The sequence below is a fragment of the Serratia quinivorans genome, from assembly GCF_946227985.1.
In the GTDB taxonomy this organism is placed as follows: domain Bacteria; phylum Pseudomonadota; class Gammaproteobacteria; order Enterobacterales; family Enterobacteriaceae; genus Serratia; species Serratia quinivorans_A.
Genome location: NZ_CAMKGL010000003.1, coordinates 303,985 through 329,017, shown reverse-complemented (window position 1 = coordinate 329,017; position 25,033 = coordinate 303,985). Strand labels below are relative to the sequence as shown.

Genomic DNA, 25,033 nt, shown 5'->3' with positions numbered 1-25,033 from the left:
TACTCTACGTACGCTCCGGTTCTTGTGCGCTGTCCGGGACCAAACTGACGGCGACGATATACGCCTATTGGCGCATATCTTTTTAGAATTATTCGAACAGATTGTGGTGCAGGGTACGTACCACTTGTTCCGCGTCGTTGCCCGGTACCAGGAAGCACAGGTTATAGCTGCTGGCGCCGTAGCAAATCATGCGGATATTGAACGGGTCGAGCACGCCAAACACTTCCTTGCCTACGCCGCAGGCCTGAGAAAGTTTGTTGCCAATCAACGCCACCAACGCCAGATTTTCTTCCACTTCCACCCGGCACAGTGATGACAGGTCGGTCAGCAACGAGGTGGTTAGCGGGCTGCCACCGGTGTTGGTAGAGCCGGTAGTGTCCATGGTCAGCGCGATACTGACTTCGGAAGTGGTGATCAGATCCACCGAGACATTATGGCGCGCCAGAGTGTTGAACACTTCGGCCAGGAAACCGCGTGCGTGCAACATGTTGAGGCTGTGCAGTGTCAGCAGGGTTTGCTTGCGACGCAGTGCCAGTGCGCGGAACAGCGGCGGATTCTCGGTGGTATTACACACCAGGGTTCCCCCGGCGGCCGGATCCTTGCTTGAGCCGACAAACACCGGAATATCGCAGCGCACGGCCGGCAACAGGGTCGCCGGGTGCAATACTTTCGCACCGAAGGTCGCCATTTCTGCCGCTTCTTCGAAAGTAATTCTATCAATGCGTTTCGCCGCCGGAACCACGCGCGGATCGGTGGTGTAGATGCCCGGCACGTCGGTCCAGATATCCACCCGGCTGACGCTCAGCGCTTCACCGAGCAGCGCAGCGGTGTAATCGCTGCCGCCACGGCCCAGCGTGGTGGTACGGCCTTTCGGCTCGCTGCCGATAAAGCCCTGGGTGACTACCAGCGCTTCTTGCAGGCGCGGTTTGAGCAGCGATTGGGCTAATTGGCTCAGCGCTGCGCTGTCTGGCGTGGCACGCCCGAAATGGTCATCGGTGTGCATTACTTTACGTACGTCAAACCATTCCGCCTGCACCTGGCGAGCGCGCAGGATCTCCACAAACAGCAGGGTAGACATCAGTTCGCCATGGCTGACCAGTTCGTCGGTCAATGCCGCCGAATTTGCCAGAGATGCCGCTTCGGACAGCATGGCGATGTTTTCCAGCATGCGGTCGATTTCTTCGCGGACAACCGCCGGATTGTCGAGACGATCAAGGATAGCGTATTGGATGCGACGGATTTCATCGAGCTGGAAATGGCGTTTTTCGGCATCACTGCCTTCGGCCAGAGCCACCAACAGGTTGGTGACGCCCGCAGAAGCGGACAAGACCACCAGGCGTACGTCCGGATTGGCGAGTACGACGTCGGCGCTGCGGTTCATGGCTTCATAGTCGGCAACGCTGGTGCCGCCGAATTTGGCGACAACGGTGGAATTCTGGGGTGCTGCTTGGTTCATGTAAAAACCTCGTGTCAGGGTGGCTCTCTTCAGAGAGCGCTTTTTTCATAGCCTTGGCACAAGGGAGGAGCGATAAGCAGGGGGCAGACGTAGAGGTTAACGCTACGATACACCCAGAAGCGCCCCACCTTGCTGATTGCCCCTACGGACAATCCCTGGTGACAACTCAGGGGATTCAGCCCCTGTAGTCGATACGATGAATGCCGCACATCACCTTACCTCGGCGTCGCTCCCCCTCAAGCGCCGTCATTGGACAACGGCTCCTCTGACACTCTACCTGGGCGACGCACCTCTTCTGGCTTGCGCACCGGGTGCGCAAGTAGGCTGTTAGGAATAGCCGGTAATCGCGCTGCTGTCAACGTCCGGACGTTGAGGGATTTTCATCTTGTACCAGTGCAATCAGCGTACAGGGCATCGCCGGGACGAAACCGGTACCGATCGGCTGCAAAGTGCCGTCCTCCCGTTGACTGAATAGCGGAATAACACCCTGATGTTTCTCAAGATATTCCAGCCAGCCAAAGTTCTCGTTTAGCTTGGTGGCCTTGATGGCCGCACCCTGTGCGATCAGACTGCTTAAGCGACCATAGGTGGCTTCTTGATTAAATAAAACCTCATGCCGACGAAAGCGCGAGCTTTCGCCACTGTTGCCGCGACCTTTCAGCGGGGCACCGGAACGGATGGCGAACACCTGCCCGTCACCAAAAATATGGCCAAAGTGATAGACCGCCAGCGCATTCTGATGGCGATTGGGCGACAGGGCCAGCACCTGTGCGGTATCGCTGAGATCGAGGTAGTTCTCGGCATGTTCGGAGTAAGCATGCCCATAATAGGCGGGGATGCCGTCCATACGCGCCTGGCGGTAATACTCCCAACTGCTGTCGGTGACGATCACCGGGATATTCATTTTTATCAACGCCTGCGCCAGCATGCGTGCCACGCTGTTGGCGCCGACAATCAGCACGCCGCGCGGTTTTTGCTGCTGTACCCGTAACCAGCGCGCCATCATGCTGCTGGTCAGGCTTTGCAGCACCACGGTTCCGATGATCACGGCGAACACCACGGTCACCAGGCGATCGGCTCCTGGATAACCGCTGCGTTGCAAGGTCAGGGCGAACAGCGAACTGACCGCCGCAGCAACGATACCGCGTGGCGAAATCCAGCACAGCAGCAGCCGATCGCGCCAGTGCAGAGAGGAGCGCCAGGTCGACACGGCAATACACAGCGGCCTTGCAATAAACTGCACCACCAGCAGCAGGCCCAGTAGCGGCCAGCCCATATCCCACAACGCCTGGATATCAAGCCGCGCCGCCAAAATGATAAACAGCGCCGAAATCAGGATCGCCGACAGTTCTTCTTTAAATGCCAGAATGTCGCTGGTATCGACATCGCGCATATTGGCCAACCAGATCCCCATCACCGTGACGGTCAGCAGGCCGGACTCGTCGGCAATGGCGTTGGACAGACCAAAAGCGGTGAGCATAATTGCCAGCACCGCCAGGTTTTGCAGGTAGCGGGGGAGCCAAACACGGCGCAGCGCCAAACCCAGCAGGTAACCGAACAGTGCACCGGCCACCAGGCCGACGGCGGCGGTAATGCCCAGGGTGTAGAACAGGTGGGTGTAAGACTCTGAATGCTGCTTCAGTACGATAAATTCAAACACCAGCAGGGTGAAGATAGCGCCGACCGGGTCGATCACGATCCCTTCCCAGCGCAACACCTGGTTGATATTGGCGTTGGGCCGCACCACCCGCATCAGCGGGGCGATCACCGTTGGGCCGGTGACCACCGTTACTGCGCCGATCAGCGCCGCCAATTCGGGGGGAAAGTCCAGCAGCCACCAGCAGCCCACGCCAATCACCAGGAAGGTCATCAGCATGCCGATGGTCACCAGGTTGCGTACCACGCCACCCAGGCCACGTATTTCCTCGACCCGCAGCGTCAGCGCGCCTTCGAACAGAATAATGGCGACCGACAGCGAAACCAGTGGGAACAGCAAATCGCCAAACAGCGCGTCCGGCTGGACCAGATGTACCAGCGGGCCCAGCACCACGCCAAACACCAGCAGCGGCAGGATCGCCGGCAGGCGTAACAGCCAGGCCAGCCACTGCGCCAGCAGCGAACTCAATCCAATAACCACCAACATCAACGGGGCAGATAATTCCATAGTAATGTCCTTCGTGTTTCAAACCGCAGCCTGATTGGCGCGCATCCTTAGCCTAATTACGTCAATGACGTGGTGATAATCTGACACAGTTTGGTGACAGTTAACTAACCCTGATAACAGGCTGTTATCCAAAAGTATAGGGGAAGAGCTGAAACGATGCGGCGGCGTTTGACAGTTAGCGCCTATCGCAAGAAAAGAGATCATAATCACAGTCGAACAGGCTACAATCGGACAACCACGTCATCTTTATTCTCAAGCCTAAGAGTGTTGCTATGAAAAATATCAATCCTAGTCAAACCGCTGCTTGGCAAGCCCTGCAGCAACATTTCGAACAGATGAAAGATGTACAGATCGGCGATCTGTTTGCTCAGGACAAAGAGCGTTTCTCCAAGTTTTCTGCCACCTTCAACGATCAGATGCTGGTGGACTACTCTAAAAACCGCATTAGCGCGGAGACCCTGGAGAAGCTGCAGGCACTGGCAAAAGAAACCGATTTGCAAAGCGCGATCAAATCCATGTTTGCCGGTGAGAAAATCAACCGTACCGAAGACCGTGCGGTGCTGCACGTTGCCCTGCGCAACCGCAGCAATACCCCGATTATCGTGGACGGCAAAGACGTGATGCCGGAAGTGAACGCGGTGCTGGCCAAAATGAAACAGTTCTGCGACCGCGTGATTGGCGGTGACTGGAAAGGTTACACCGGCAAAGCCATTACCGACGTGGTGAACATCGGTATCGGCGGTTCGGATCTCGGCCCTTATATGGCGACCGAGGCGCTGCGCCCTTACAAAAACCACCTGAATATGCATTTTGTCTCCAACGTTGACGGCACCCATATCGCCGAAACGCTGCAGCCACTGAACCCGGAAACCACCCTGTTCCTGGTGGCGTCCAAAACCTTCACTACCCAGGAAACCATGACTAACGCCCACAGCGCGCGCGACTGGTTCCTGAGCACTGCCGGCGATCAAAAACACGTAGCGAAGCATTTCGCGGCGCTGTCGACCAACGGCAAGGCGGTGGGTGAATTCGGTATCGATACCGCCAACATGTTCGAATTCTGGGACTGGGTCGGCGGTCGCTATTCACTGTGGTCGGCGATTGGTCTGTCGATTGCCCTGTCACTGGGCTTTGATAACTTTGAACAGCTGCTGAGCGGTGCGCATGCGATGGACCAACACTTCGCACAAACCCCGGCAGAGAAAAACCTGCCGGTGCTGCTGGCGCTGATCGGCATCTGGTACAACAATTTCTTCGGTGCAGAAACCGAAGCCATCCTGCCTTACGACCAGTACATGCATCGTTTTGCTGCTTACTTCCAGCAGGGCAACATGGAATCCAACGGCAAGTATGTCGATCGCAATGGTAACCCGGTGGATTACCAGACCGGCCCGATCATCTGGGGCGAGCCAGGTACCAACGGCCAACACGCGTTTTACCAGTTGATCCATCAGGGGACCAAACTGGTGCCTTGCGACTTTATCGCACCGGCCATCAGCCACAACCCGCTGAGCGACCATCACGCCAAACTGCTGTCGAACTTCTTTGCGCAGACCGAAGCGCTGGCGTTCGGTAAATCGCTGGAAGTGGTAGAGGCCGAGTTTGCCGCACAGGGCAAAACGCCGGAAGAGGTCAAGCACGTGGCGCCGTTCAAGGTGTTTGAAGGCAACCGTCCGACCAATTCCATCCTGCTGCGTGAGATCACCCCGTTCAGCCTGGGCAGCCTGATTGCCCTGTATGAACACAAGATCTTCACCCAGGGCGCGATCCTGAACATCTTCACCTTCGACCAATGGGGCGTGGAGCTGGGCAAACAGCTGGCTAACCGCATTTTGCCGGAACTGACGGGTGACGAAGCGGTCAGCAGCCATGACAGCTCAACCAATGCGCTGATCAACCGCTTTAAAGAATGGCGTTAAGCACGACGTGATTTGATGCCAATAAAAAACCCGCCTTGGCGGGTTTTTTTACATCTGAATGACTACAGATTGACTGGCACTTCGAAACTGATGCCTGCGCCCACGTCATCGGCGGTGCTGGCGTTGTTATCGGTGTACCACAGGCTGGTATCGAACTTGACCTGGGCAGGAAGGGTGTAACCCCAGCCCAGTTGAATGCCTTTCAGCGTGTCGGATTTCGGGAATGCCTGGTTGATGGTTTGATTTTTTGGATTCACTTTGGCATAGACCAAACGGGTGCTCCAGCGTTGGCCGTCATCCAGCACCAGTTCTACACGGCCGGACAGCATTTGGCCGTCACCGCCCATTGCGTGGCCCAGCGGATACCCCTGCTGATAATAACCGCCTTTATAGACATAATGGTTATACATTACGTTATCAGTATTGCCGTTTGACCGGGTATCAGAGCCTTCGATATGCCAGTTGATAGTGGTTGAGCCCCATTCCGGGTGGCCTTCCAGACCTAAAAGATAGGCATTGTGCGACGGCAACATGCCGGCTTCATCTTCACCGGTGATTTGGCCGTAGAAGCTGACTGGCAGGCCAATCAGCGGCTGCATTTTCAGCTTGAAGTCAAACCCGCCAAGCTGGTTGCCCGGATCGTTTTTCACATCACCAGTGTTGTCGTTGCCGGTCACACCGTTCCAGAACGAACTCCAGGACTGCGGACGGCCATCTCCCCCCCACATCATGACGCGTGAAGCGCCCAGCTCGAGGAAGTTGGTCGGCATCATGGTAAAACGACCACCGAACAATTTGGTATTGGGCACGGCAGTGTATTGCGACAATTGACCGGCGGTCAGCTGGTACTGCCAGCGGCCAATCCACGACAGCCAAGGGGTTTCAAACGGCGATTGGTCGGCACGCTGCAGCATAAAACCGGCAACCGGGCGTGCGGCGTCGGAACGGATCAGGCTGCCGTCATAGCCCGGTCCCCACCATTGGGATACCTCACCGAAGGACAGCCACTGGTTCCAGACTTTTACTGCACCATAGGAGCCGTTCAGGTTGAATTTGGAGCCGTCGCTGACGCGTTGATCGCCTTCGACCGACCCCTGAACGCGCACGTCCCAGAACTCGCCGTTGGCACCGGCACCGATAGTCAGGCTTTGGTCCGCATATTGGTTCTGGCCGAAGCCCTGCGGCGTGCCCGGTTTGTCGGTGGCTGCATAACCGCTGACGCGAATATTGGCCTTTAAGTCACCGACGCGGCGTTGAACGCGGTCGAGAACGTTTTTCTCGGTATTGGTTACCGGTTTGGCCTGTGAAATTACGGAGCTGATTTCTTCCTGACTCAGTGGCCAGGTGGACAGGCTGACGTTGATGACGCCACGGTCGGACAGCCAGGCGAGGTCATTACGCAGGTCATTATCAGGGGTTACCAATCCGCTGGCATGGCCACTCAATGCACAGGTAAACAGGCCAGCGGCGACCAGTCCGTTAAGTTTAGCGCGCATAAATATTCCCTTGTTAATTCGAGTTGTTTGTTTTATGTAAAGATCTATGACCCATCATAGTGGACATTTCAATTTGCTACAAATATATAACTCAGAAATATCCTAGTGTAACTAATTGAATTAAATTGAGTTTAAAGTGGTTTCCTCAGGGTAATGAATTTTAAGATAATGCCTATGTTAGGATGCGCGAATAACTACAGTGGTATTGATGGGGAATATTTATGGCAAAAACCTCCCGCTCGGTGATGATCGCCAAAGGGTTGCAACGGGTATTGAACGTGGGACTGTTGCTGCTGGCAGCGATCCTGATCGTCTTTTTGGTGAAAGAAACCATTCATTTGGCGAAAGTCTTATTTGTCAACAACGAGGAATCGACGTCCTATTTGCTGATTGAAGGGATAGTGATTTACTTTCTCTACTTTGAGTTTATCGCTTTGATTGTGAAGTATTTTGAATCGGGTTATCACTTCCCACTGCGTTACTTTATTTATATCGGCATTACCGCGATTATTCGTTTGATCATAGTGGATCATGAAAACCCAATAGATACGTTAATTTATTCTGCCGCGATATTGTTGCTGGTGGTGACGCTTTATCTGGCTAATACCGACCGTTTAAAACGAGAGTAAATGACATAAAAATGGCGGCCTGTAGGGGCCGCCGAAGACACAGGTATAGATTACCCGTCGCCTTTCAAGCTACAAGCGTTGTTAACTGCACTCGCCCACCCCAGTTACTTACTAAAGTAAGCGCCTGAGGATGGGCGAGCTGGTCGCCTAGCTGTAACTTGAAATTCATAGGGTAAAGAAATAGAACGAAGTACTTCAAGCGTATAGCAGTGGCACAAAACTAACCTTTCACCCCGCCGGCCGTCAGGCCACCGACCAGCCAGCGCTGTGCCAGCAGAAAGACGGCGGTAATCGGAATTGCTGACAGCACCGCCGCAGCGGCAAAGTCACCCCACAAATAGTTCTGCGGGTTCAAATATTGCTGCATCCCAACCGCCAGCGTATAGCTGTTGACGTCGCGCAACAGCAGTGAGGCCACCGGCACTTCGGTGATGGCAGCGATGAACGACAGAATAAACACTACCGCCAGAATCGGTACCGACAGCGGCAACAGTACCAAACGGAAAGCCTGCCACGGGCTGGCCCCGTCCAGTGCCGCCGCCTCCTCCAGAGAGTTATCGATGGTTTCGAAATAACCCTTGATGGTCCAGACGTGCAGCGCGATGCCGCCCATATAGGCGAAAATTACCCCGCCGTGGGTGTTCAGGCCGATAAACGGAATGTATTGGCCCAGGCGATCGAACAGGGCATACAGCGCCACCAGTGACAATACCGCCGGGAACATCTGGAAAATCAGCATGCTTTTCAGCAGCGTGCTTTTACCGCGAAAACGCATGCGGGCAAAAGCATAGGCGCAGGTGGTAGACAGCGTGACGATGCCAATGGCGGTGATCACCGCGATCTTGATTGAGTTCCACAACCACAGCAGGACCGGGAACGGCGGCGGGGTGACGCTGCCATCGGCGTGTGTCACGCTCATGCCGAGCGCCAACCGCCAGTGATCCCAGGAAATTTGTTCCGGTATCAGGCTGCCGGTGGCGAAGTTGCCAGACCGCAGCGAGATAGTGACTACCATCAGCAGCGGGAACATGATCAGGGCGATAAAGCACAGCATCAGAGCATGGGTTATCCACAGACGCAGACGCTGGGATTTGGGTTGGACCATAGCCATTATTTTTCTCCCTAGTCGAAGTTCATCTTGCTGGCTTTCAGATTCAGGATCGCCAGAGCGCCTACCAGCAGGAAGATCAGCGTGGCAATTGCCGCCGCCAGCCCGAAGTCCTGTCCGCCGCCGCCCTCGAAGGCGATGCGGTAGGTGTAGCTGACCAACAGGTCGGTATAACCGGCCGGCGTGGTGGTGCCGATCATGTCCGGCCCGCCGTTGGTCAACAGTTGGATCAGCACGAAGTTATTAAAGTTGAAGGCAAAACTGGCGATCATCAGTGGCGTCAGCGGTTTAATCAGCAGCGGCAGAGTGATGCGGAAAAAGTTCTGCATCGGGGTAGCGCCGTCCATCGCCGAAGCCTCGTACAGGTCGTCCGGGATGGCTTTCAGCAGCCCCATGCACAGGATCATCATGTAGGGATAACCCAGCCAGGTATTGACGATCAAAATCATGCTTTTGGCGGTGACAGGGTCGCTGAACCAGGCCGGTTTGATACCGAACAGATGGCTGAGCATCATGTTGATTTCACCGAAGCTTTGGTTGAACAACCCCTTGAAAATCAGAATCGAAATAAACGACGGCACCGCGTAGGGCAATATCAGCATCACGCGATAGACAGCCTTGCCTTTCAGCGCTTCCCACTGCACCACGCAGGCCAGCACCATGCCGACCGCTACGGTGAGGATCACGGTCATCACCGAGAACACGATGGTCCAGATGAAGATCGACACGAAGGGCTTCTTGATACCTTCGTCCTGCAACACACGCAGGAAGTTTTTCCCGCCAATGGTGACGGTGTAGCCCGGGCTTAGCGTTTCTTTGGCCCAGTTGCCGTCGGCGTTCACCGCCTGATAGAAGCCAATCTCCGGGTTGGGTCGGTATTGAATATGGGTTTGTTGGTCGGTCAGCGCATTGCTGGCCTTATCCAGTGCGTAAAGCGGGCTGGTGCCGGAAAACTGGCGCAGGGAACTCATGCGCAACTCGCCGCCATCGGGTAATTGCGCCACCAATTGGCTCAGTGCCTGACGGTTTTGAGTGATCACTCGCAGCGTAGCGCGTTCGCCTGCCGGTTCGGCGCTTTCTTCGACCAGCTTCAGCGTTTGTGGTGCGTTGGCATCAAAGCTGAAAGGTTGGGAAATCAGTTGCTGGCCGCTGTCCGGGTGGGTTAGCTGCAGAAGCCAGCGTTGGTTTTCCGCCGGATACAGGCCGAAGGTAAAGGTCTTGCCGGTCTGGAACTGACGCTGCATCAGCACCGACTGGGCGCGCTCAAAGGTGAGCTGATTGGTGCTGCTGTAGTTGGTAAAGGCGATGGCGATGGTGCAAATCAGCGGAAACAGGACAAATAGCCCCATGCCGGCGATGCCAGGGTAAACGTAGCGCCAGGCGTAGGCACGACGGTTGGCGAAGACGTAAAGTCCTGCGCTGACCAAGATCAGCGTCAGAATGGCAAACAGGTATTCACCCTGTGCATACATCAACACAATCAGATAGCAGGTAACCAGGCTGAACAGGCCGATAACCAGCCATTTCAGTATGTCACTCTGCCACCACTTCGACTTTTTGCGCGCAGGTGAACCGGCGTGAGCTAATTGCATAGGGCGTTCCTTTCTGTAAATCCACAGCGGGGTGCTTTTCCCCCTTCCTTACTTGAAGCGACACCTCTGTTAGCTGCGTTCGCTCACCCCGGTCACATAGTTATCTATGCTCCCGGAGATGTACGTACTTGCCGCCGCGGTGTCGCTCCAATTATTTTGGGGAGGTTAAACCCCGCACAACATAGTGTGTTACTTGGTGATACGGGTCTGTACGTCATCCAGCGCGGCTTTCACCGTCTGGCGGCCGCTGACGGCGTTGATCACCGCACTGCGTTCGGCGTACCAGAAAGCGCTCATCTGCGGGATGTTAGGCATGATTTCGCCGTTCTGTGAGTTCTCCATGGTGGCGGCAATCTTCGGATCTTTCGCCAGTTGTTCCTGATAAGACTTCAGTGCCACTGCGCCCAGCGGTTTGTCCTTGTTGACGTCCGCCAGCCCTTCGTTGGTCAGCAGGTAGTTTTCCAGGAATTCGGTCGCCAGTTCTTTGTTCGGACTGGCGGCGTTGATGCCGGCGGTCAGTACGCCGACGAAAGGTTTGGAAGGCTTACCTTTAAAGGTCGGCAGCAGGGTCACGCCGTAGTTGATTTTGCTTTGTTCGATGTTTGACCAGGCCCATGGGCCATTGATGGTCATAGCGGTCTGGCCTTTGTTGAACGCGGCTTCGGCAATCGAATAATCGGTATCGGCATTGATGTGTTTGTTTTTCACCAGATCGACGATGAACTGCAGGCCTGCCTGCGAGCCGGCATTGGCGACGCCCACGTCCTTGATGTTGTACTTGCCGTTCTCATACTTGAAGGCATAACCCCCGTCGGCAGCGATAATCGGCCAGGTGAAGTAGGGTTCTTGCAGGTTCCACATGATGGCGCTCTTGCCATTGGCGCGCAGCTCTTTGTCCAGCGCCGGGATTTCTTCCCAGGTTTTTGGCGCCTGTTTGATCAGGTCTTTGTTATAAATCAGCGACAGCGCTTCCACCGCGATCGGGTAGCCAATCAGCTTGCCGTCGTAGCGCACTGCGTCCCAGGTGAAGGGGAACAGTTTGTCCTGGAAGGCTTTGGAAGGATGGATCTCGGCCAGCAGGCCCGACTGCGCGTAGCCGCCAAAGCGGTCATGGGCCCAGAAGATAATATCCGGGCCGTCGCCGGTGGCGGCAACCTGCGGGTATTTCTCTTCCAGTTTGTCCGGGTGCTCGATGGTGACTTTGATACCGGTGTCTTTCTCAAATTTTTTGCCGACCTCGGCCAGGCCGTTATAGCCTTTATCGCCGTTGATCCAGATAACCAGTTTCCCTTCCTCGATCTTGGCGAAGGCGGAAGAAGAAAGCACCAGGGTGGTCAGAGCCGAAAGCACCAGTGTGCGGGCGGTGGTAAAGCTGCGAGTCATAATCCAATCCTTCTTTTTTATGGGCACGTAAATCAAGGAGAGAGGTTTCGCGGTAATAGTGGGTCACAAAGCGACACATTCTCATCCTCCCCCTCTCTACGCCCCACGCCTGCGTAGTGTGATCCAGTTAACATTGCTCTCTATTCTGTGGCGTCAGACACAAAATAGGGGGACGATTTTTGCCAGGCAGATCACAGATTTGTCTTAAGCGTTGAACTTCTCACCGCCGCGGTCGTTCTCTCATCCTCCCATCTCCTCCCCCATGAAAAATCCTGTTACGGATGATTACCCTTTATGGGGTTTACCGCACTATCGGCCACATTGATTTTCATTGCCACGAGCCGCAGGGAACCGGATTTATGTCGCCAATGCCTACCGCCACTCAGCCGACCCTGTACCGGATCCATCCGGTCAGTTTCCGTGATGGAAACGGGGATGGGGTGGGCGACACCCACGGCATGATTGCGGCGTTGCCCTACCTGAGCACGCTGTCGATTGACGGCCTGGTATTGCCGCAGGCGTTAGCGACCCAAGAGGCGGCGGCTGTCGCTGCCCAGGGTTTGGCCCTGTGGTACTGCGACGGGCCAAACCACATTCGTCGCGCCGCTGCACCGCAACAATATTTGCGCAGCCCACTGGCGTTGGAAGTCGTGCCCTTTAGCGTGGAGAGGCTGGTTGAGGTGTTGAATGCTCGCCGCACCACGTTGGCAGAAAGCCTGTGGAGCACCGGTGATGCCGACCAGCCTCGGGTAGTCAGCCATTGGGGGCAGGGTAACTTGCGCTCCGCCGATGCTTTTTTGACGCTGCTGGCGATGCTGCCCGCCCCCATTTGCCTGTATCAGGGGGAAGAGCTGGGCCTGCCGCACGCCGCCGGGCTGCAGGATCCGTTCGGCGCGCAAACGCCGATGCCATGGCATGAAGCACCCGAGCAAGTGACCGCCGGTGAGATCCATTGGTATCAGCAGGTGGCGATTGAACACCGTGCGCTGGCCATCAGTCGCCAACAGCATGACAACCAATCCACCTTGCGTTACTGCCAGTCCTTGCTGGCGCTGCGCCGTTTAGCGGTGATCCAGCAGGGGGAACTGAGCGCGGTCAGCCAGAGTAATGGTGTCGTTAGATTACTTATTACCCATCAGGATCAATGCCTTGAAGCGCTGATTAACCTGCAGCCTTATACTCAGGCGGCCGCACCGTCTGAGGCGACCTTGCCACTGGCTTGGCAGCACGGTGCACAGCAAGAGGGTCATCAATGGGTTTTGGCGGGTTTTGCGTCCGCCATTTTTACACGAAATGTTAACTGCGAAAGCAGGGGAGTAACGCATGGCTAGCGTCACATTGCGCAGCGTTTATAAGGCTTTCGGCGAAACGGTGATTTCCAAAGACGTCAATCTGACGATCAATGACGGTGAGTTTGTGGTGTTTGTCGGGCCATCGGGCTGCGGCAAATCGACGCTGCTGCGTATGATCGCCGGGCTGGAGGACATCACCTCCGGTGAGCTGATGATCGGCGATAAACGTATGAATGAGGTGCCGCCGTCCGAGCGCGGCATCGGCATGGTATTCCAGTCTTACGCGTTGTATCCGCACCTGTCTGTGGCCGACAACATGTCGTTCGGCCTGAAGCTGGCAGGGGCTAAAAAAGCGGAAATCAACCAGCGGGTCAATCAGGTATCGGAAGTGCTGCAGCTGGCCCACCTGCTCGACCGGCGGCCGAAAGCGCTGTCCGGCGGGCAGCGTCAGCGGGTGGCGATCGGCCGTACGCTGGTGGCAGAGCCGGACGTGTTTCTGCTCGATGAGCCGCTGTCCAACCTCGACGCCGCGCTACGGGTACAGATGCGCATTGAGATCTCCCGTCTGCACAAGCGCCTGCAGCGCACCATGATTTACGTCACCCACGATCAGGTTGAAGCGATGACGCTGGCCGACAAGATCGTGGTGCTGGATGCCGGGCGCGTCGCCCAGATCGGCAAGCCGTTGGAACTGTACCACTATCCAGCCAACCGCTTTGTCGCCGGCTTTATCGGATCGCCGAAAATGAACTTCCTGCCGGTCAAAGTGACCGCCGTAGAGCCTCAACAGGTCCAGGTCGAACTGCCTAACAATCAACTGGTGTGGTTGCCGGTGGAAGGTACGCAGGTGCAGGCCGGCTCGAATATGTCACTGGGCATTCGCCCGGAGCATCTGTTGCCTGGTGATGCCTCTGAAGTTCGGCTGACCGGTGACGTACAGGTGGTGGAGCAACTCGGCAACGAGACGCAAATCCACATCCAAATCCCGGCAATTCGTCAAAACCTGGTTTACCGCCAGAACGACGTGGTGCTGGTAGAAGAAGGTGCAACATTCGCCATCGGCCTGCCGCCTCACCGCTGCCATTTGTTCCGTGAAGACGGTACGGCATGTAAACGGCTGCACCAGGAGCCGGGTGTTTAAAGCATCACAGTCTGTATAACAGGAGAATAATGATGACTACTCTGCGCAAACTTCCTCTGGCACTGGCAATCGCCGCTGGTGTTCTCACCACTCAGGCCATGGCCCTTGATTTTAAAGGCTATGCCCGTTCCGGCATCGGCTGGACCGGCAGTGGTGGTGAGCAACAGTGCTTCAAGGCCACCGGCGCCGACAGCAAATACCGTCTCGGTAACGAATGTGAAACCTACGCCGAACTGAAGCTGGGTCAGGAAGTGTGGAAAGAGGGCGACAAAAGCTTCTACTTCGATACCAACCTGGCTTACTCGGTTTCACAACGTTCCGACTGGGAAGACGTGACGCCAGGCTTCCGTGAAGTGAACGTGCAGGGTAAAAACCTGATCGAATGGTTGCCGGGAGCCAATATGTGGGCCGGTAAACGCTTCTATCAGCGTCATGATGTTCACATGATTGACTTCTACTACTGGGATATCTCCGGTCCGGGTGCCGGTCTGGAAAACATCGATCTGGGCTTCGGCAAGCTGTCCGCTGCCGTGACTCGTAACTCCGAATCCGGTGGTTCGTACGGTTATCTGGATAATGAGCTGGACCAACGCCCAACCGTCAACGACACCTTCGACGTGCGTCTGGCCGGTCTGGAATTGAACCCGGGCGGTACCCTGGAGCTGGGGCTGGACTACGGTCGGGCTAACGCGCAGGACGGCTACCACCTGGCTGACGGTGCCAGCAAAGACGGCTGGTTGGTGACGGCGGAACATACCCAGAGCATCCTGACCGGCTACAACAAGTTCGTGCTGCAATACGCCACCGATTCGATGACCTCACAGAACAACGGCCGTAGCCAGGGTTCAACCATCGACAACAACGGCAAGATGATCCGCGTGCTGGATCACGGTGCCATCGACTTCAACGATCAATGGGCGATGATGTACGTTGCCATGTTCCAGGACATCGATCGCGACAACAACAACGGCAGCACCTGGTACACCGTGGGCGTGCGCCCAATGTACAAATGGACGCCTATTATGAGCACCCTGCTGGAAGCCGGTTACGACAACGTGAAATCCCAGCGGACTGGCGATCGCAACGGCCAGTACAAGGTCACCCTGGCGCAACAGTGGCAGGCGGGCAACAGCATCTGGTCACGTCCGGCTATCCGCGTATTTGCGACCTACGCCAAGTGGGATGAGAAATGGGGCTACGCTACTGCCAGCGATGCAGAGGGCAATCCAGGTCTGAAAGCAGGCACCGCCTATAACGACACCAGCATGCATACCTTCAGCCGTGGCAATGACGATGAAGTCACCTTCGGCGCCCAGATGGAAATCTGGTGGTAATGAGATAACGGGGAGAGCCAGGTGCTCTCCCCAACCTGTATTCGCCGACACCGTCTCTCTTGCCTGAGCCGCGTCGGATACCATGGGGTATAACAATGAAAAAGAATCTGCTGTCACTCTGCCTGTCACTGGCGCTTACCGTGGGCGCGCCACTGGTGGCCAATGCCGATACACCGGCTAATGTTTCCATCGCTCCGGCTATTAGCGCCAGCACGCTGCAAAGCCTGCCATGGCAACCGCTGGTGCCGCCGGTCAGCCAGGACGTAAAACTGGATAATGTCAGCCCGCAAATTAATCAGGGTGACATTCAGGGCGCTATCGCCGCCTATACGCTGCCGGCCGATCGTGGCTCGCTGGAAGTCACATTGAGCAGCATCAGCAAGAACAACTCAATTTATGCACCGAGCGTATTGGTGCTGGATGAGCATCTGCGTCCGGCAGCCTATTACCCGAGCAGCTATTTCCCTTATCAGCCACCGGGTGCGATGTCATCCGATCGTCTTGAGGGCACGCTGAAACTGACACCGGCGCTTGGTCAAAAGCAGATTTATTTGCTGGTGTACACCACCCGTCAGGATCTGGCGAAAACCACCCAATTGACTAACCCGGCGAAGGCTTATGCGCAGGGCGTGGGCAACGCGGTGCCGGATATTCCGGATCCAATTGCCAGCCACAGCACCAGTGGCACCATCAAACTGAAAGTGACGGCTGAACAGGGCAGCGGCAATATCATGATTGGCATGTTGCAACCGGCCCCGGCAGCGGCACCAGTGGTGGTGGGATCAACCGCGGTGGTTGCTGCAGCACCGACTCCGGCACCGGCTCCAACCAAACCGGCGGAACCGATGTTGAATGACACCGAAACTTACTTTAACAACGGCATCAAACAGGCGGTGAAGGCGGGCGATATCGATAAAGCGCTGAAACTGATGAATGAGGCTGAAAAACTGGGTTCTACCACAGCGCGTAAAACGTTTATTGGCAGCGTGAAAGGCAAGGGGTAGTACCCGACGCTGCCGATGCTGGCTTGATGATTGGTGCGCCTCGGCGCACCTTTTTTCATTCGTAGGCCAGCGTTTCACCGATCAGCGCCAGCAGGCGAGCATTATCCACCTGTTGCATTATCCGCACCGGCCGACCTTCGGTTTCCGGCATGCCGACCGTCAGGCGCAGACTTTGCGGTCGCCAGCGACGAGAACTGCCGCGCGTCATGGCGCCTTCCAGCGCCACATCGACAAAATACTCTTCCGTGGTGACCAACTGCGGTTCCAGCAGCCAGGCAATCACCAGTGCGTCATGGATCAGCAGCCCGGCAGATGGCGGGTATGGCGGGAGTAGTCGATCCAGGGCTGAGTGGTGGCTCGCAGGTAGCGGCACAGCGGCGTATCCGGCTGGGTCATCTGTAACAGATCGGCCTGAGTCAGCATGGTTTGCGTGGTGACGTCCAGCGGGGCGAGCGTGATATTGGCACCGCTGGTCAGCACCTGCCTGGCCGCTTCCGGATCCAGGCCGAAATTGGTGTCTTTGATGTAGCCTTCGACGTTGAACACCCCACCCATAATGACGATTTCCTTCACCGCCTGCGCCACACCTGTAGCGTGAACGCGGTAAAGATGGTTTCCAGAGGCAGTGCCCCGCAATAGGTCGTGGCGCCGTCGCAGTGCCAAAAGCCCGTAATCAAGGCGAAGGGGGCAGGGCATAGCGGGCCTACGTTCAAGCCCGATAACGCAGAGTACGGGCTTTTGGGGCGCGACCCGAAGGGCTGGGGCCATTTTAACGCGCACCTGTGTTACGAGCCGCTTATTTGGCCCACCAAACCTCACGACTCGCGCCTTGCTGCGCGCTCAAATGACCGCCAGCGGCGCTCACGAACTATTGCAGGACGCAGCCTTATGTCGGCAAGAGGGTTTGCTGATAAAGTTTTGGACTGATGGCGATTCAACGCTGCGGTAATAAGGGGGTCTACGCGCGTAGATAAAACAATGCTGCAGAGGTGAAATTTTGCTGAGGACCACATAATCCCCACCGCGCCGGGGAATGAAGGTAAAGAAAACAGAGGGCAGAAAGATGACAAGGCGGTGCTTTTAAGGCGCGAAGTTTTGCTGTGTGGCACCCCTCGAATCAGCCTGCCGCTTTTGAATTTCTGCGTTACAATGGGCGCCTGTTAACAGTTTGTCTGGTCTGGCGCAGCCGCAGGGCGCGGCGTCAGGCATGGAGTAGAACAATGTCAGGCATTAGGGATTCGATCCTACCGCCGCTGGAGTGGCTATCCGCACAACATCCTCCGGTACCCGTCGCCGTCAGCGACTGGTTGATGGAGCCAGGCTCCATGACGCGCCGCTTTGAACGCCACTGTGGACGGGTGCACGTCGAACCGCAGCGCGAATGTTTTGTTACCCGCGACCAACTGGGGGAAGAGGCAGAACACCTGCCGGACAGTCCGCGCTATTGGCTGCGTGAAGTTGTGTTGTTGGGCGACAACCAGCCCTGGCTATTGGGGCGCACGGTGATCCCATTGGAAACGCTGACCGGCCCTGATCTGGCACTGGTGGATTTGGGCACCTTGCCACTGGGCCGTTATCTGTTCAGCAGCGATGAACTGACTCGCGATTACATCCATATTGGACGGCAAGATCTACTGTGGGCGCGCCGTTCCCGCCTGCGGCTGGCGGGTAAGCCGCTGTTGCTGACTGAACTGTTTTTACCGGCTTCGCCGCTGTACGCGACAGGAAGTTCGGTTCCCGAATGATGAGGAGAGAAAAGACCTTGGAAGGAAGCGTGAATCAAAGCAAATGGCAGGCTTATAGCCATCTGATGCGCATTAACAAACCTATTGGCACCTTGCTGTTGCTGTGGCCGACGCTGTGGGCACTGTGGCTGGCGGGCAAGGGCGTGCCGTCGCTGTCTATCCTGGTGGTGTTTGTGGTTGGGGTCTTCCTGATGCGTGCCGCCGGTTGTGTCGTGAATGATTACGCCGATCGCGCTGTAGATGGCCACGTTAAGCGTACTGCCGGTCGCCCGATGCCGAGTGGCCGGGTGAGCGAGAAAGAGGCCAAGGTGCTGTTTGTCGTGTTGGTACTCGTCTCGTTCGGACTGGTGCTGACGCTCAATGCGATGACCATCTGGCTGTCACTGGCGGCGCTGGCGCTGGCGTGGGCCTATCCGTTTATGAAACGGGTCACTCATCTGCCGCAGTTTGTTCTTGGCGCGGCGTTTGGCTGGGGTATCCCGATGGCCTATGCCGCCGTCAGTGAATCCTTACCACTGAGCTGCTGGCTGTTGCTGTTGGCCAATATTTGCTGGACGGTGGCTTACGACACCTTATATGCGATGGTTGACCGTGACGATGACCTGAAGATTGGCATTAAATCTACGGCCATTTTGTTTGGCCGTTACGACAAGCTGATTGTTGGTTTGCTGCAGTTCGCCACGCTGCTGCTGATGCTGTGGGTCGGTTATCTGACGCAGATGAGCGGGGCCTTTTACTGGTCGCTGTTGCTGGCGGGTGCCTTGTTTATCCATCAGCAAAAACAGATTGCCAGCCGTGAGCGTGATGCCTGCTTCAAAGCGTTCATGGATAACAATTATGTCGGGCTGGTGTTGTTTATCGGTATTGCACTGAGTTACTGGCAGGGTTAGGGCGTTACAGCAATAAAAAAGGCACCCGAGGGTGCCTTTTTGTTTTGTATCAATGGATTAGTCTTCTTTCTCTTCCGCTGCGACCGTTTCCGGCAACGCGTTGGTTTCCGCCGGCATACTGACGCTCTCTATGGTCAGCTTGATTTCCGGGGTAATCAAATCGCTCAGCATGTTGTAGACCTCCATGGTGTGCTCACGGACCGCATCGCCGATGTCATTGATGTAGCCTTCTGCACGCAACGTCGCCACCAGGGTGGAGAACACCGCCTTGTCGAAGAACTCCGGCGCGTTGATGCCATGCAGCACCGACAGACGCTGGGCCATAATACGGCTCTCTTTCTCCAATGCCCCACGGTTGATGCTTGGATTGGCACTGAGAATCGACATGGTGATGGCATAGCGCTGCAGTGTTTCACGGACACCGGCGGCCAACAACTGTAGCGGACGGATGCGGGCTGGATTCAGTGCCAGACTGTCACCCTTGTCGCAGATCAGTTGCTGACGGATCATTTCGTCGATCAGCGGCCGCAGCACTTCCGGCAGCTGTTCCTTGTCGTTATGCAGGAACAACTCGGCCTTCAGCATCGGGTAAATCAGGCCAATCTGCCGTAGCAGTTCGGCGCGCGATACCCGGCGGTGATGCATCACGATAGTGGCGATCAGCGATGGCAGAACCAACAGATGATGGATATTGTTACGGTAATAGGTCATCAACACCGCCTGCTCGCGCGGCAGGATGATGATATCGCCGATGTTATCCTTCTCCACCTCGAACTTGTTCATGTTCAGCGCGTGGTCCAGCAGCTCATCCGGCGTCTGGGTGGGTACGGTAACGTCACCGGCATAAGGCACATTACGCATCAGTTGCAGATAGCACTCCAACTGCTCAAGCAACTGTTCACGGGTCAGCGAACGCTGGCGTGAGGCCAGCAGCGCCGTGGAACACAGGTTCATGGCGTTGGCAGCGGCGGCATTGTTGATGCGCACCATAATCTTGGCCGCCAAATCGTTGACCGTTGGCGTTAGCCAGCTTGGGCGCTGGGCTTCGATCGGGTCAATGGATTCGCGCCACTGTGGCACATTCTGGTTCAGGTAAGCGGTCAACGGCAGTGGGTCACCAAAGTTGACGTAACCCTGGCCGAGATTGCGCAACTTGCGCAGGCCGCGCAGCATCTGCAGCAGGCTCTCTTTTTCCTTGGTCGCGCCACGCAACTCTTTGGCGTAGGTGCCCACTTCCATCACGTGTTCGTAACCGATGTAAATCGGCACCAGTGTGATAGGACGGCTACCGCCGCGCAGCATCGCCTGAATGGTCATCGACAGGGTGCCGGTCTTCGGCTCCAGCAAACGTCCGGTACGGGAACGACCGCCTTCAACAAAGTATTCCACCGAGTAACCGCGGGTAAACAGCTCGCCGAGGTATTCACGGAATACCGTCGAGTACAGCTTGTTGCCTTTGAAAGTACGGCGAATAAAGAAAGCGCCCAGGCGACGGAAAATCGGCCCGGCCGGCCAGAAGTTGAGATTGATACCGGCAGCGATGTGCGGCGGTACCAGACCCTGGTGATATAGCACGTAGGACAGCAGCAGGTAGTCCATGTGGCTGCGGTGGCAGGGCACATAAACAATCTCGTGGCCGTCCTGCGCCAACTGACGCACGCGTTCGGCGTTAGTGACGTTGATGCCTTGATACAGTCGGTTCCAGGTCCAGCTCAGCACGCGATCGGAAAGGCGCACCGTCTCGTAAGAGAAGTCGGCCGCGATCTCTTCCATCAGCGCAATGGCATTCTGCTGGGCTTTTTCGTGGGAGATTTTCTTGCTGCGAGCTTCGTCCTCGACCGCTTTTTCGATCGCCTTGGACGCCAACAGCTTGTTGAACAGGTCCTGACGGGCCGGCAGGCTTGGGCCGACGGCGGCCAGACGCTGACGCGAGAAGTGCATGCGCGCTACGCGAGCCAGTTTCTGCGCAATGATTTTGTCCGTACCGTGCTCGGTGGCCATGCGGCGCAGCGAAACGGTATTGGAAAAACGGACAAAGCTGTCACGGCCGAGCCACAGCACGGCGAAGAATTTCTGCACGCCGTTCAGCAGACGCAGGTGCGGGGTGCCGTGACCTTCACGCCCCGGAGAGCGGCCGAACATCACCGAAACCGGCAGCATCTGAATGTCGAGATCCGGATTACTGCGGTGCAGATCCAGATAGTCGTGGAACAGTTTTACCGACTCTTCTTTCGGCGTGTAGTAGCGGAATACGCGCGGGCCGTCGTGAATAAACACGTGGCTTGGCAGCACGGTGCCGTCTATCTCCAGCGGATCGAGGGGATCGGGCAGATCTTGCGCCAGGCACTGGGTGCGCAGCGTCAGCAAATCCGCCTTGGAATTATAAGGTAAAACATACAAAATCGGCCGTGAGGGATCCAACCCTAACTCCGTGACCGGATCTGAAGGGATAACCTTACTTCTTACCAACAGTTTAAGTGGTAAATTCAATAGTTTATAATAAATTTTACGCCAACCTGACATAACAACGTGAAGCCTCTTGTTAGCAATGCGCCGCAAGCATACCAGAAACCGGGTAGCAGATCTGTGGTGTTGGAAAACCGAGAGCCGGGAACGTTTCCTGGCCTAGACTGTTTAATTATGACTTATCTCTGCGAAAGGCACTAAAAAACATGGCAAACCAAGCAACCGGCCTGACCCGTATTATTAAAGCTGCCGGCTACTCTTATAAAGGCTTTTCCGCTGCCTGGCAGCATGAAGCGGCATTCCGCCAGGAATTGGTGGCGACCGTGCTGGCTATCATACTGGCGATTTGGCTGGACGTAGGTGCGATAGCGCGCATTTTACTGATCGGATCTGTGCTGTTGGTGATGATCGTCGAAATACTCAACAGCGCGATTGAGGCGATTGTCGACCGGGTGGGGACCGAGTATCACGAGCTTTCCGGCCGGGCTAAGGATATGGGCTCCGCGGCGGTCTCGCTGGCGATTATTTTGGCGCTGTTTGTCTGGGGTTCGGTGCTGTGGCAGCACTTTGCCTGAGTGGCGGAGTTTCGTTGCGACACGTGTCGCTAATCCCTGATTTTTATTCACTCTTCGGTTCCCAAGCCGCAGTTACCTGTATATACTCACAGCAAGACTGTATAAACAAACAGGGGGCGGAATGAAAGCACTAACTACCAGACAGCAAGAGGTCTATGATCTGATTCGCGATCATATTTCGTCCACTGGCATGCCGCCAACGCGCGCCGAGATCGCCATGCGTCTGGGGTTCCGTTCGCCAAATGCCGCAGAAGAACACCTGAAAGCGCTGGCGCGTAAAGGCGTTATCGAGATTATCTCCGGGGCTTCGCGCGGCATTCGCCTGCTGATGGAAGATGAAGAGGGTTTACCGCTGATTGGCCGTGTAGCCGCCGGTGAACCGCTGCTGGCGCAGCAGCATATCGAAGGGCACTACAAGGTCGATCCTTCCCTGTTCAAACCGAGCGCGGATTTCCTGCTGCGGGTCAATGGCATGTCGATGCGTGACATCGGTATTCTCGACGGCGATCTGCTGGCGGCACATAAAACTCAGGACGTGCGTAATGGCCAGGTGGTTGTGGCACGCATTGAAGATGAAGTTACGGTCAAGCGCCTGAAAAAACACGGTAACGTGGTTGAGCTGCTGCCGGAAAACAGTGAATTCCAGCCGATTGTGGTCGATCTGCGTCAGCAGAATTTCACCATTGAAGGTTTGGCGGTCGGTGTGATCCGCAATGGCGACTGGGTTTAATCCTCACGCCCAAACATCGTCCTCTGATTCAAGTCGCCCCAGCTCTGGGGCGATGTCATATCTGATTCACTATATACCCTATAGCTTTCAAGTTGCAGCTAGGCGGCCAACTCGCTCATCCCCAGGCGCTTACTCAGGTAAGTAACTGGGGTGAGCGAGTGCAGATAACAACGCTGCAACTTGAAAGATGACGGGTATACACGGGAACATTTCACTATGCGCCTGCTTTCTGCCTTCACCAGCGATACCGATAAAGCCCTGTGGCGCCTTGCGCTGCCCATGATTTTCTCCAATATCACCGTGCCGCTGCTTGGGCTGGTGGATACCGCAGTCATCGGCCACCTCGATAGCCCGACCTATCTGGGCGGCGTAGCGGTTGGCTCCATGGCGACCAGCTTCCTGTTTATGCTGTTGCTGTTTTTGCGCATGAGCACCACCGGGCTGACCGCACAGGCATTGGGGGCACAAAATCTGCAGGGTCTGGCACGAGCCTTTATGCAGCCGTTGCTGCTGGCGGTGTTGGCCGGGGCGGCGATTGTGTTGCTGCGCTATCCGCTGATCGAGTTGGCACTAAAAGTCGTCGGTGGCGATAGGGCGGTGCTGGAACAGGCTCGTTTATTCCTCGAGATCCGCTGGCTGAGCGCCCCGGCGGCGTTGGCCAATATGGTGATCCTGGGTTGGTTGCTAGGCGTGCAATACGTGCGCGCACCGGTGATCCTGCTGATTGTCGGCAACCTGTTGAATATCGTATTGGATATCTGGCTGGTGATGGGACTGGGCTGGAACGTGCAGGGGGCCGCGACGGCGACGGCCATTTCTGAATATGCCACTCTGCTGCTGGGATTATGGCTGTCCTGGCGCGTGATGCGCATACGCGGTATTTCTGTGCCGATGCTGCGCCAAGCCTGGCGCGGTAACCTACGGCGTCTGCTGGCGTTGAATCGCGACATTATGCTGCGTTCATTGCTGCTGCAACTGTGTTTTGCCTCGCTGACTATCTTCGGTGCCCGGCTTGGTGGCGAGGTGGTTGCGGTCAATGCGGTACTGATGAATTTGCTGACCTTCACCGCTTATGCGCTGGACGGTTTTGCCTACGCGGTAGAGGCGCATTCGGGGCATGCCTATGGGGCCCGTGACGATAGCCAACTGCGCAAAGTATGGCGTGCAGCTTGCCGCCAGGCCTGTCTGGTGGCGTTGGGCTTTGGTCTGCTCTATGCCGTTGCCGGGCCGCAAATCATTGCTGCCTTGACCTCTTTACCGGAACTGCGTGCGCTGGCGAGCCACTATCTGCCGTGGCAGATAGTGCTGCCATTGGTGGGAGTATGGTGCTATTTGCTGGACGGCATGTTTATTGGTGCCACCCGCGGTACAGAAATGCGTAACAGCATGGCAGTAGCCGCCGCCGGTTATGGGCTGACGCTGTTTACCCTGCCTGTATTAGGCAACCATGGATTGTGGCTGGCGCTGGCGGTATTTCTTTCCCTACGTGGCCTTGCTCTCGGGTGGATTTGGCATTGCCACAGGGTGCGAGGGACCTGGTTTGCGGCGGATGCGACACAATCAAGAATAACAAATCATTAGTTTAGTTTATGTTTTTATTTATATTAAGTTACATTTTCTTGAGCGAAATTGTTTCCGCTTACTTGCTGTTCTTCTGGGGTTTTTACTGATTTCTATTTGTTTTATGAATTTTTATCCTGACTTTTTCTTTTTTTTCGCTATCTGTAGCTATAGTTAATCATGTGGTCGGCGGAATAAATTGGAACTGACAATCCTGTTGTTCAGGTCAATTGACCGAAATTATTACTCAGTTAAGTCCGGCCACAGGTGTTTAAAACTGACTAATCACAGGTAACGGAGAGGTTATGAACAAAGATCAAGCCGACGGTAACTGGAAGCAGTTTAAAGGGAAAGTGAAGGAACAGTGGGGCAAGCTGACCGATGACGATCTGACGGTCATTGAAGGGAAACGTGAACAGCTTGTCGGTAAAATTCAGGAACGTTACGGCTACCAGAAAGAGGCGGCCGAGAAAGAAGTTAAATCCTGGGAAGACCACAACAAGTATCGCTGGTAGCGCGCTGGGCCGCAGCGGATTGCGGCCACAAGCT

General features: G+C 55.9%; 19 protein-coding genes, 1 pseudogene and 1 riboswitch. Of the genes and pseudogenes, 12 read left to right on the top strand and 8 right to left on the bottom strand.

Annotated features, from left to right (window positions below):
- Positions 1-88 precede the first annotated feature (88 nt).
- Together lysC and OCH02_RS12960 are read right to left on the bottom strand one after the other, a co-directional pair.
- Complete coding sequence (gene lysC / locus OCH02_RS12965) at positions 89-1,456, bottom strand: lysine-sensitive aspartokinase 3 (protein ID WP_261431599.1); 1,368 nt, start codon at positions 1,454-1,456, stop codon at positions 89-91.
- A 109-nt stretch (positions 1,457-1,565) separates the two neighbouring features.
- Positions 1,566-1,759: riboswitch (Lysine riboswitch) on the bottom strand.
- A 52-nt stretch (positions 1,760-1,811) separates the two neighbouring features.
- Positions 1,812-3,620 (bottom strand): cation:proton antiporter, encoded by a 1,809-nt coding sequence (locus tag OCH02_RS12960; protein ID WP_261431598.1) that lies wholly within the window; start codon positions 3,618-3,620, stop codon positions 1,812-1,814.
- A 272-nt stretch (positions 3,621-3,892) separates the two neighbouring features.
- On the opposite strand from OCH02_RS12960, the gene pgi reads away from it, so the two are divergent.
- Complete coding sequence (gene pgi, locus OCH02_RS12955; protein ID WP_261431597.1) at positions 3,893-5,539, top strand: glucose-6-phosphate isomerase; 1,647 nt, start codon at positions 3,893-3,895, stop codon at positions 5,537-5,539.
- Positions 5,540-5,601: 62 nt separating this feature from the next.
- Here the strand turns inward: pgi and OCH02_RS12950 are convergent, their stop codons facing one another.
- Positions 5,602-7,035 carry a capsule assembly Wzi family protein gene (locus OCH02_RS12950; protein ID WP_261431596.1) on the bottom strand — a complete coding sequence of 478 codons (1,434 nt, stop codon included), beginning with the start codon at positions 7,033-7,035 and terminating at the stop codon, positions 5,602-5,604.
- Between the two features lie 221 nt (positions 7,036-7,256).
- On the opposite strand from OCH02_RS12950, the gene psiE reads away from it, so the two are divergent.
- On the top strand, positions 7,257-7,664 hold the full coding sequence (gene psiE / locus OCH02_RS12945; RefSeq protein ID WP_012147169.1) for a phosphate-starvation-inducible protein PsiE: 408 nt from the start codon (positions 7,257-7,259) through the stop codon (positions 7,662-7,664).
- A gap of 220 nt (positions 7,665-7,884) precedes the next feature.
- Here the strand turns inward: psiE and malG are convergent, their stop codons facing one another.
- From malG to malE, 3 genes are all read right to left on the bottom strand, one after another.
- On the bottom strand, positions 7,885-8,775 hold the full coding sequence (gene malG, locus OCH02_RS12940) for a maltose ABC transporter permease MalG (RefSeq protein ID WP_012147168.1): 891 nt from the start codon (positions 8,773-8,775) through the stop codon (positions 7,885-7,887).
- 11 nt (positions 8,776-8,786) lie between these two features.
- On the bottom strand, positions 8,787-10,364 hold the full coding sequence (gene malF, locus OCH02_RS12935; RefSeq protein WP_261431595.1) for a maltose ABC transporter permease MalF: 1,578 nt from the start codon (positions 10,362-10,364) through the stop codon (positions 8,787-8,789).
- A gap of 189 nt (positions 10,365-10,553) precedes the next feature.
- Positions 10,554-11,747, bottom strand: a complete 1,194-nt coding sequence (gene malE, locus OCH02_RS12930) for a maltose/maltodextrin ABC transporter substrate-binding protein MalE (protein ID WP_261431594.1) — start codon at positions 11,745-11,747, stop codon at positions 10,554-10,556.
- Between the two features lie 359 nt (positions 11,748-12,106).
- Between malE and OCH02_RS12925 the strand changes: the two genes are divergently transcribed.
- The 4 genes from OCH02_RS12925 to malM all read left to right on the top strand — a co-directional run bounded on the left by OCH02_RS12925 (position 12,107) and on the right by malM (position 16,518).
- Positions 12,107-13,078 carry an alpha-amylase family glycosyl hydrolase gene (locus tag OCH02_RS12925; protein WP_261431593.1) on the top strand — a complete coding sequence of 324 codons (972 nt, stop codon included), beginning with the start codon at positions 12,107-12,109 and terminating at the stop codon, positions 13,076-13,078.
- The gene (malK, locus tag OCH02_RS12920; protein ID WP_135318259.1) at positions 13,071-14,180 is read left to right on the top strand and encodes a maltose/maltodextrin ABC transporter ATP-binding protein MalK; all 1,110 of its coding nucleotides are present in this window, start codon (positions 13,071-13,073) and stop codon (positions 14,178-14,180) included. The genes OCH02_RS12925 and malK overlap by 8 nt, the downstream gene beginning before the upstream one ends.
- Before the next feature lie 29 nt (positions 14,181-14,209).
- Complete coding sequence (locus tag OCH02_RS12915; protein WP_261431592.1) at positions 14,210-15,514, top strand: maltoporin; 1,305 nt, start codon at positions 14,210-14,212, stop codon at positions 15,512-15,514.
- A gap of 95 nt (positions 15,515-15,609) precedes the next feature.
- Complete coding sequence (gene malM, locus OCH02_RS12910) at positions 15,610-16,518, top strand: maltose operon protein MalM (RefSeq protein WP_261431591.1); 909 nt, start codon at positions 15,610-15,612, stop codon at positions 16,516-16,518.
- Positions 16,519-16,573: 55 nt separating this feature from the next.
- On the opposite strand, the pseudogene OCH02_RS12905 reads toward malM, so the two are convergent.
- Positions 16,574-17,103 (bottom strand): annotated as a pseudogene (locus OCH02_RS12905) (nucleoside hydrolase); the annotation flags it as partial.
- A gap of 635 nt (positions 17,104-17,738) precedes the next feature.
- Between OCH02_RS12905 and ubiC the strand changes: the two are divergent.
- Positions 17,739-18,263, top strand: coding sequence for a chorismate lyase (gene ubiC / locus OCH02_RS12900; RefSeq protein ID WP_261431590.1), 525 nt, complete (start codon positions 17,739-17,741; stop codon positions 18,261-18,263).
- Positions 18,260-19,153 carry a 4-hydroxybenzoate octaprenyltransferase gene (gene ubiA, locus OCH02_RS12895; RefSeq protein ID WP_261431589.1) on the top strand — a complete coding sequence of 298 codons (894 nt, stop codon included), beginning with the start codon at positions 18,260-18,262 and terminating at the stop codon, positions 19,151-19,153. Before ubiC ends, ubiA begins: the two co-directional genes overlap by 4 nt.
- 57 nt (positions 19,154-19,210) lie before the next feature.
- Here ubiA and plsB read toward each other — a convergent pair whose 3' ends face one another.
- The gene (gene plsB / locus OCH02_RS12890) at positions 19,211-21,676 is read right to left on the bottom strand and encodes a glycerol-3-phosphate 1-O-acyltransferase PlsB (protein ID WP_261431588.1); all 2,466 of its coding nucleotides are present in this window, start codon (positions 21,674-21,676) and stop codon (positions 19,211-19,213) included.
- A gap of 149 nt (positions 21,677-21,825) precedes the next feature.
- On the opposite strand from plsB, the gene OCH02_RS12885 reads away from it, so the two are divergent.
- The 4 genes from OCH02_RS12885 to OCH02_RS12870 all read left to right on the top strand — a co-directional run bounded on the left by OCH02_RS12885 (position 21,826) and on the right by OCH02_RS12870 (position 24,999).
- On the top strand, positions 21,826-22,194 hold the full coding sequence (locus OCH02_RS12885) for a diacylglycerol kinase (protein WP_261431587.1): 369 nt from the start codon (positions 21,826-21,828) through the stop codon (positions 22,192-22,194).
- Between the two features lie 121 nt (positions 22,195-22,315).
- A complete protein-coding gene (gene lexA / locus OCH02_RS12880; RefSeq protein WP_261431586.1) occupies positions 22,316-22,924 on the top strand; it encodes a transcriptional repressor LexA in 609 nt (202 codons plus the stop codon).
- A gap of 216 nt (positions 22,925-23,140) precedes the next feature.
- Positions 23,141-24,505 (top strand): MATE family efflux transporter DinF, encoded by a 1,365-nt coding sequence (gene dinF, locus OCH02_RS12875; RefSeq protein WP_261431585.1) that lies wholly within the window; start codon positions 23,141-23,143, stop codon positions 24,503-24,505.
- A gap of 284 nt (positions 24,506-24,789) precedes the next feature.
- Complete coding sequence (locus OCH02_RS12870; RefSeq protein WP_012147152.1) at positions 24,790-24,999, top strand: CsbD family protein; 210 nt, start codon at positions 24,790-24,792, stop codon at positions 24,997-24,999.
- Positions 25,000-25,033 lie beyond the last annotated feature (34 nt).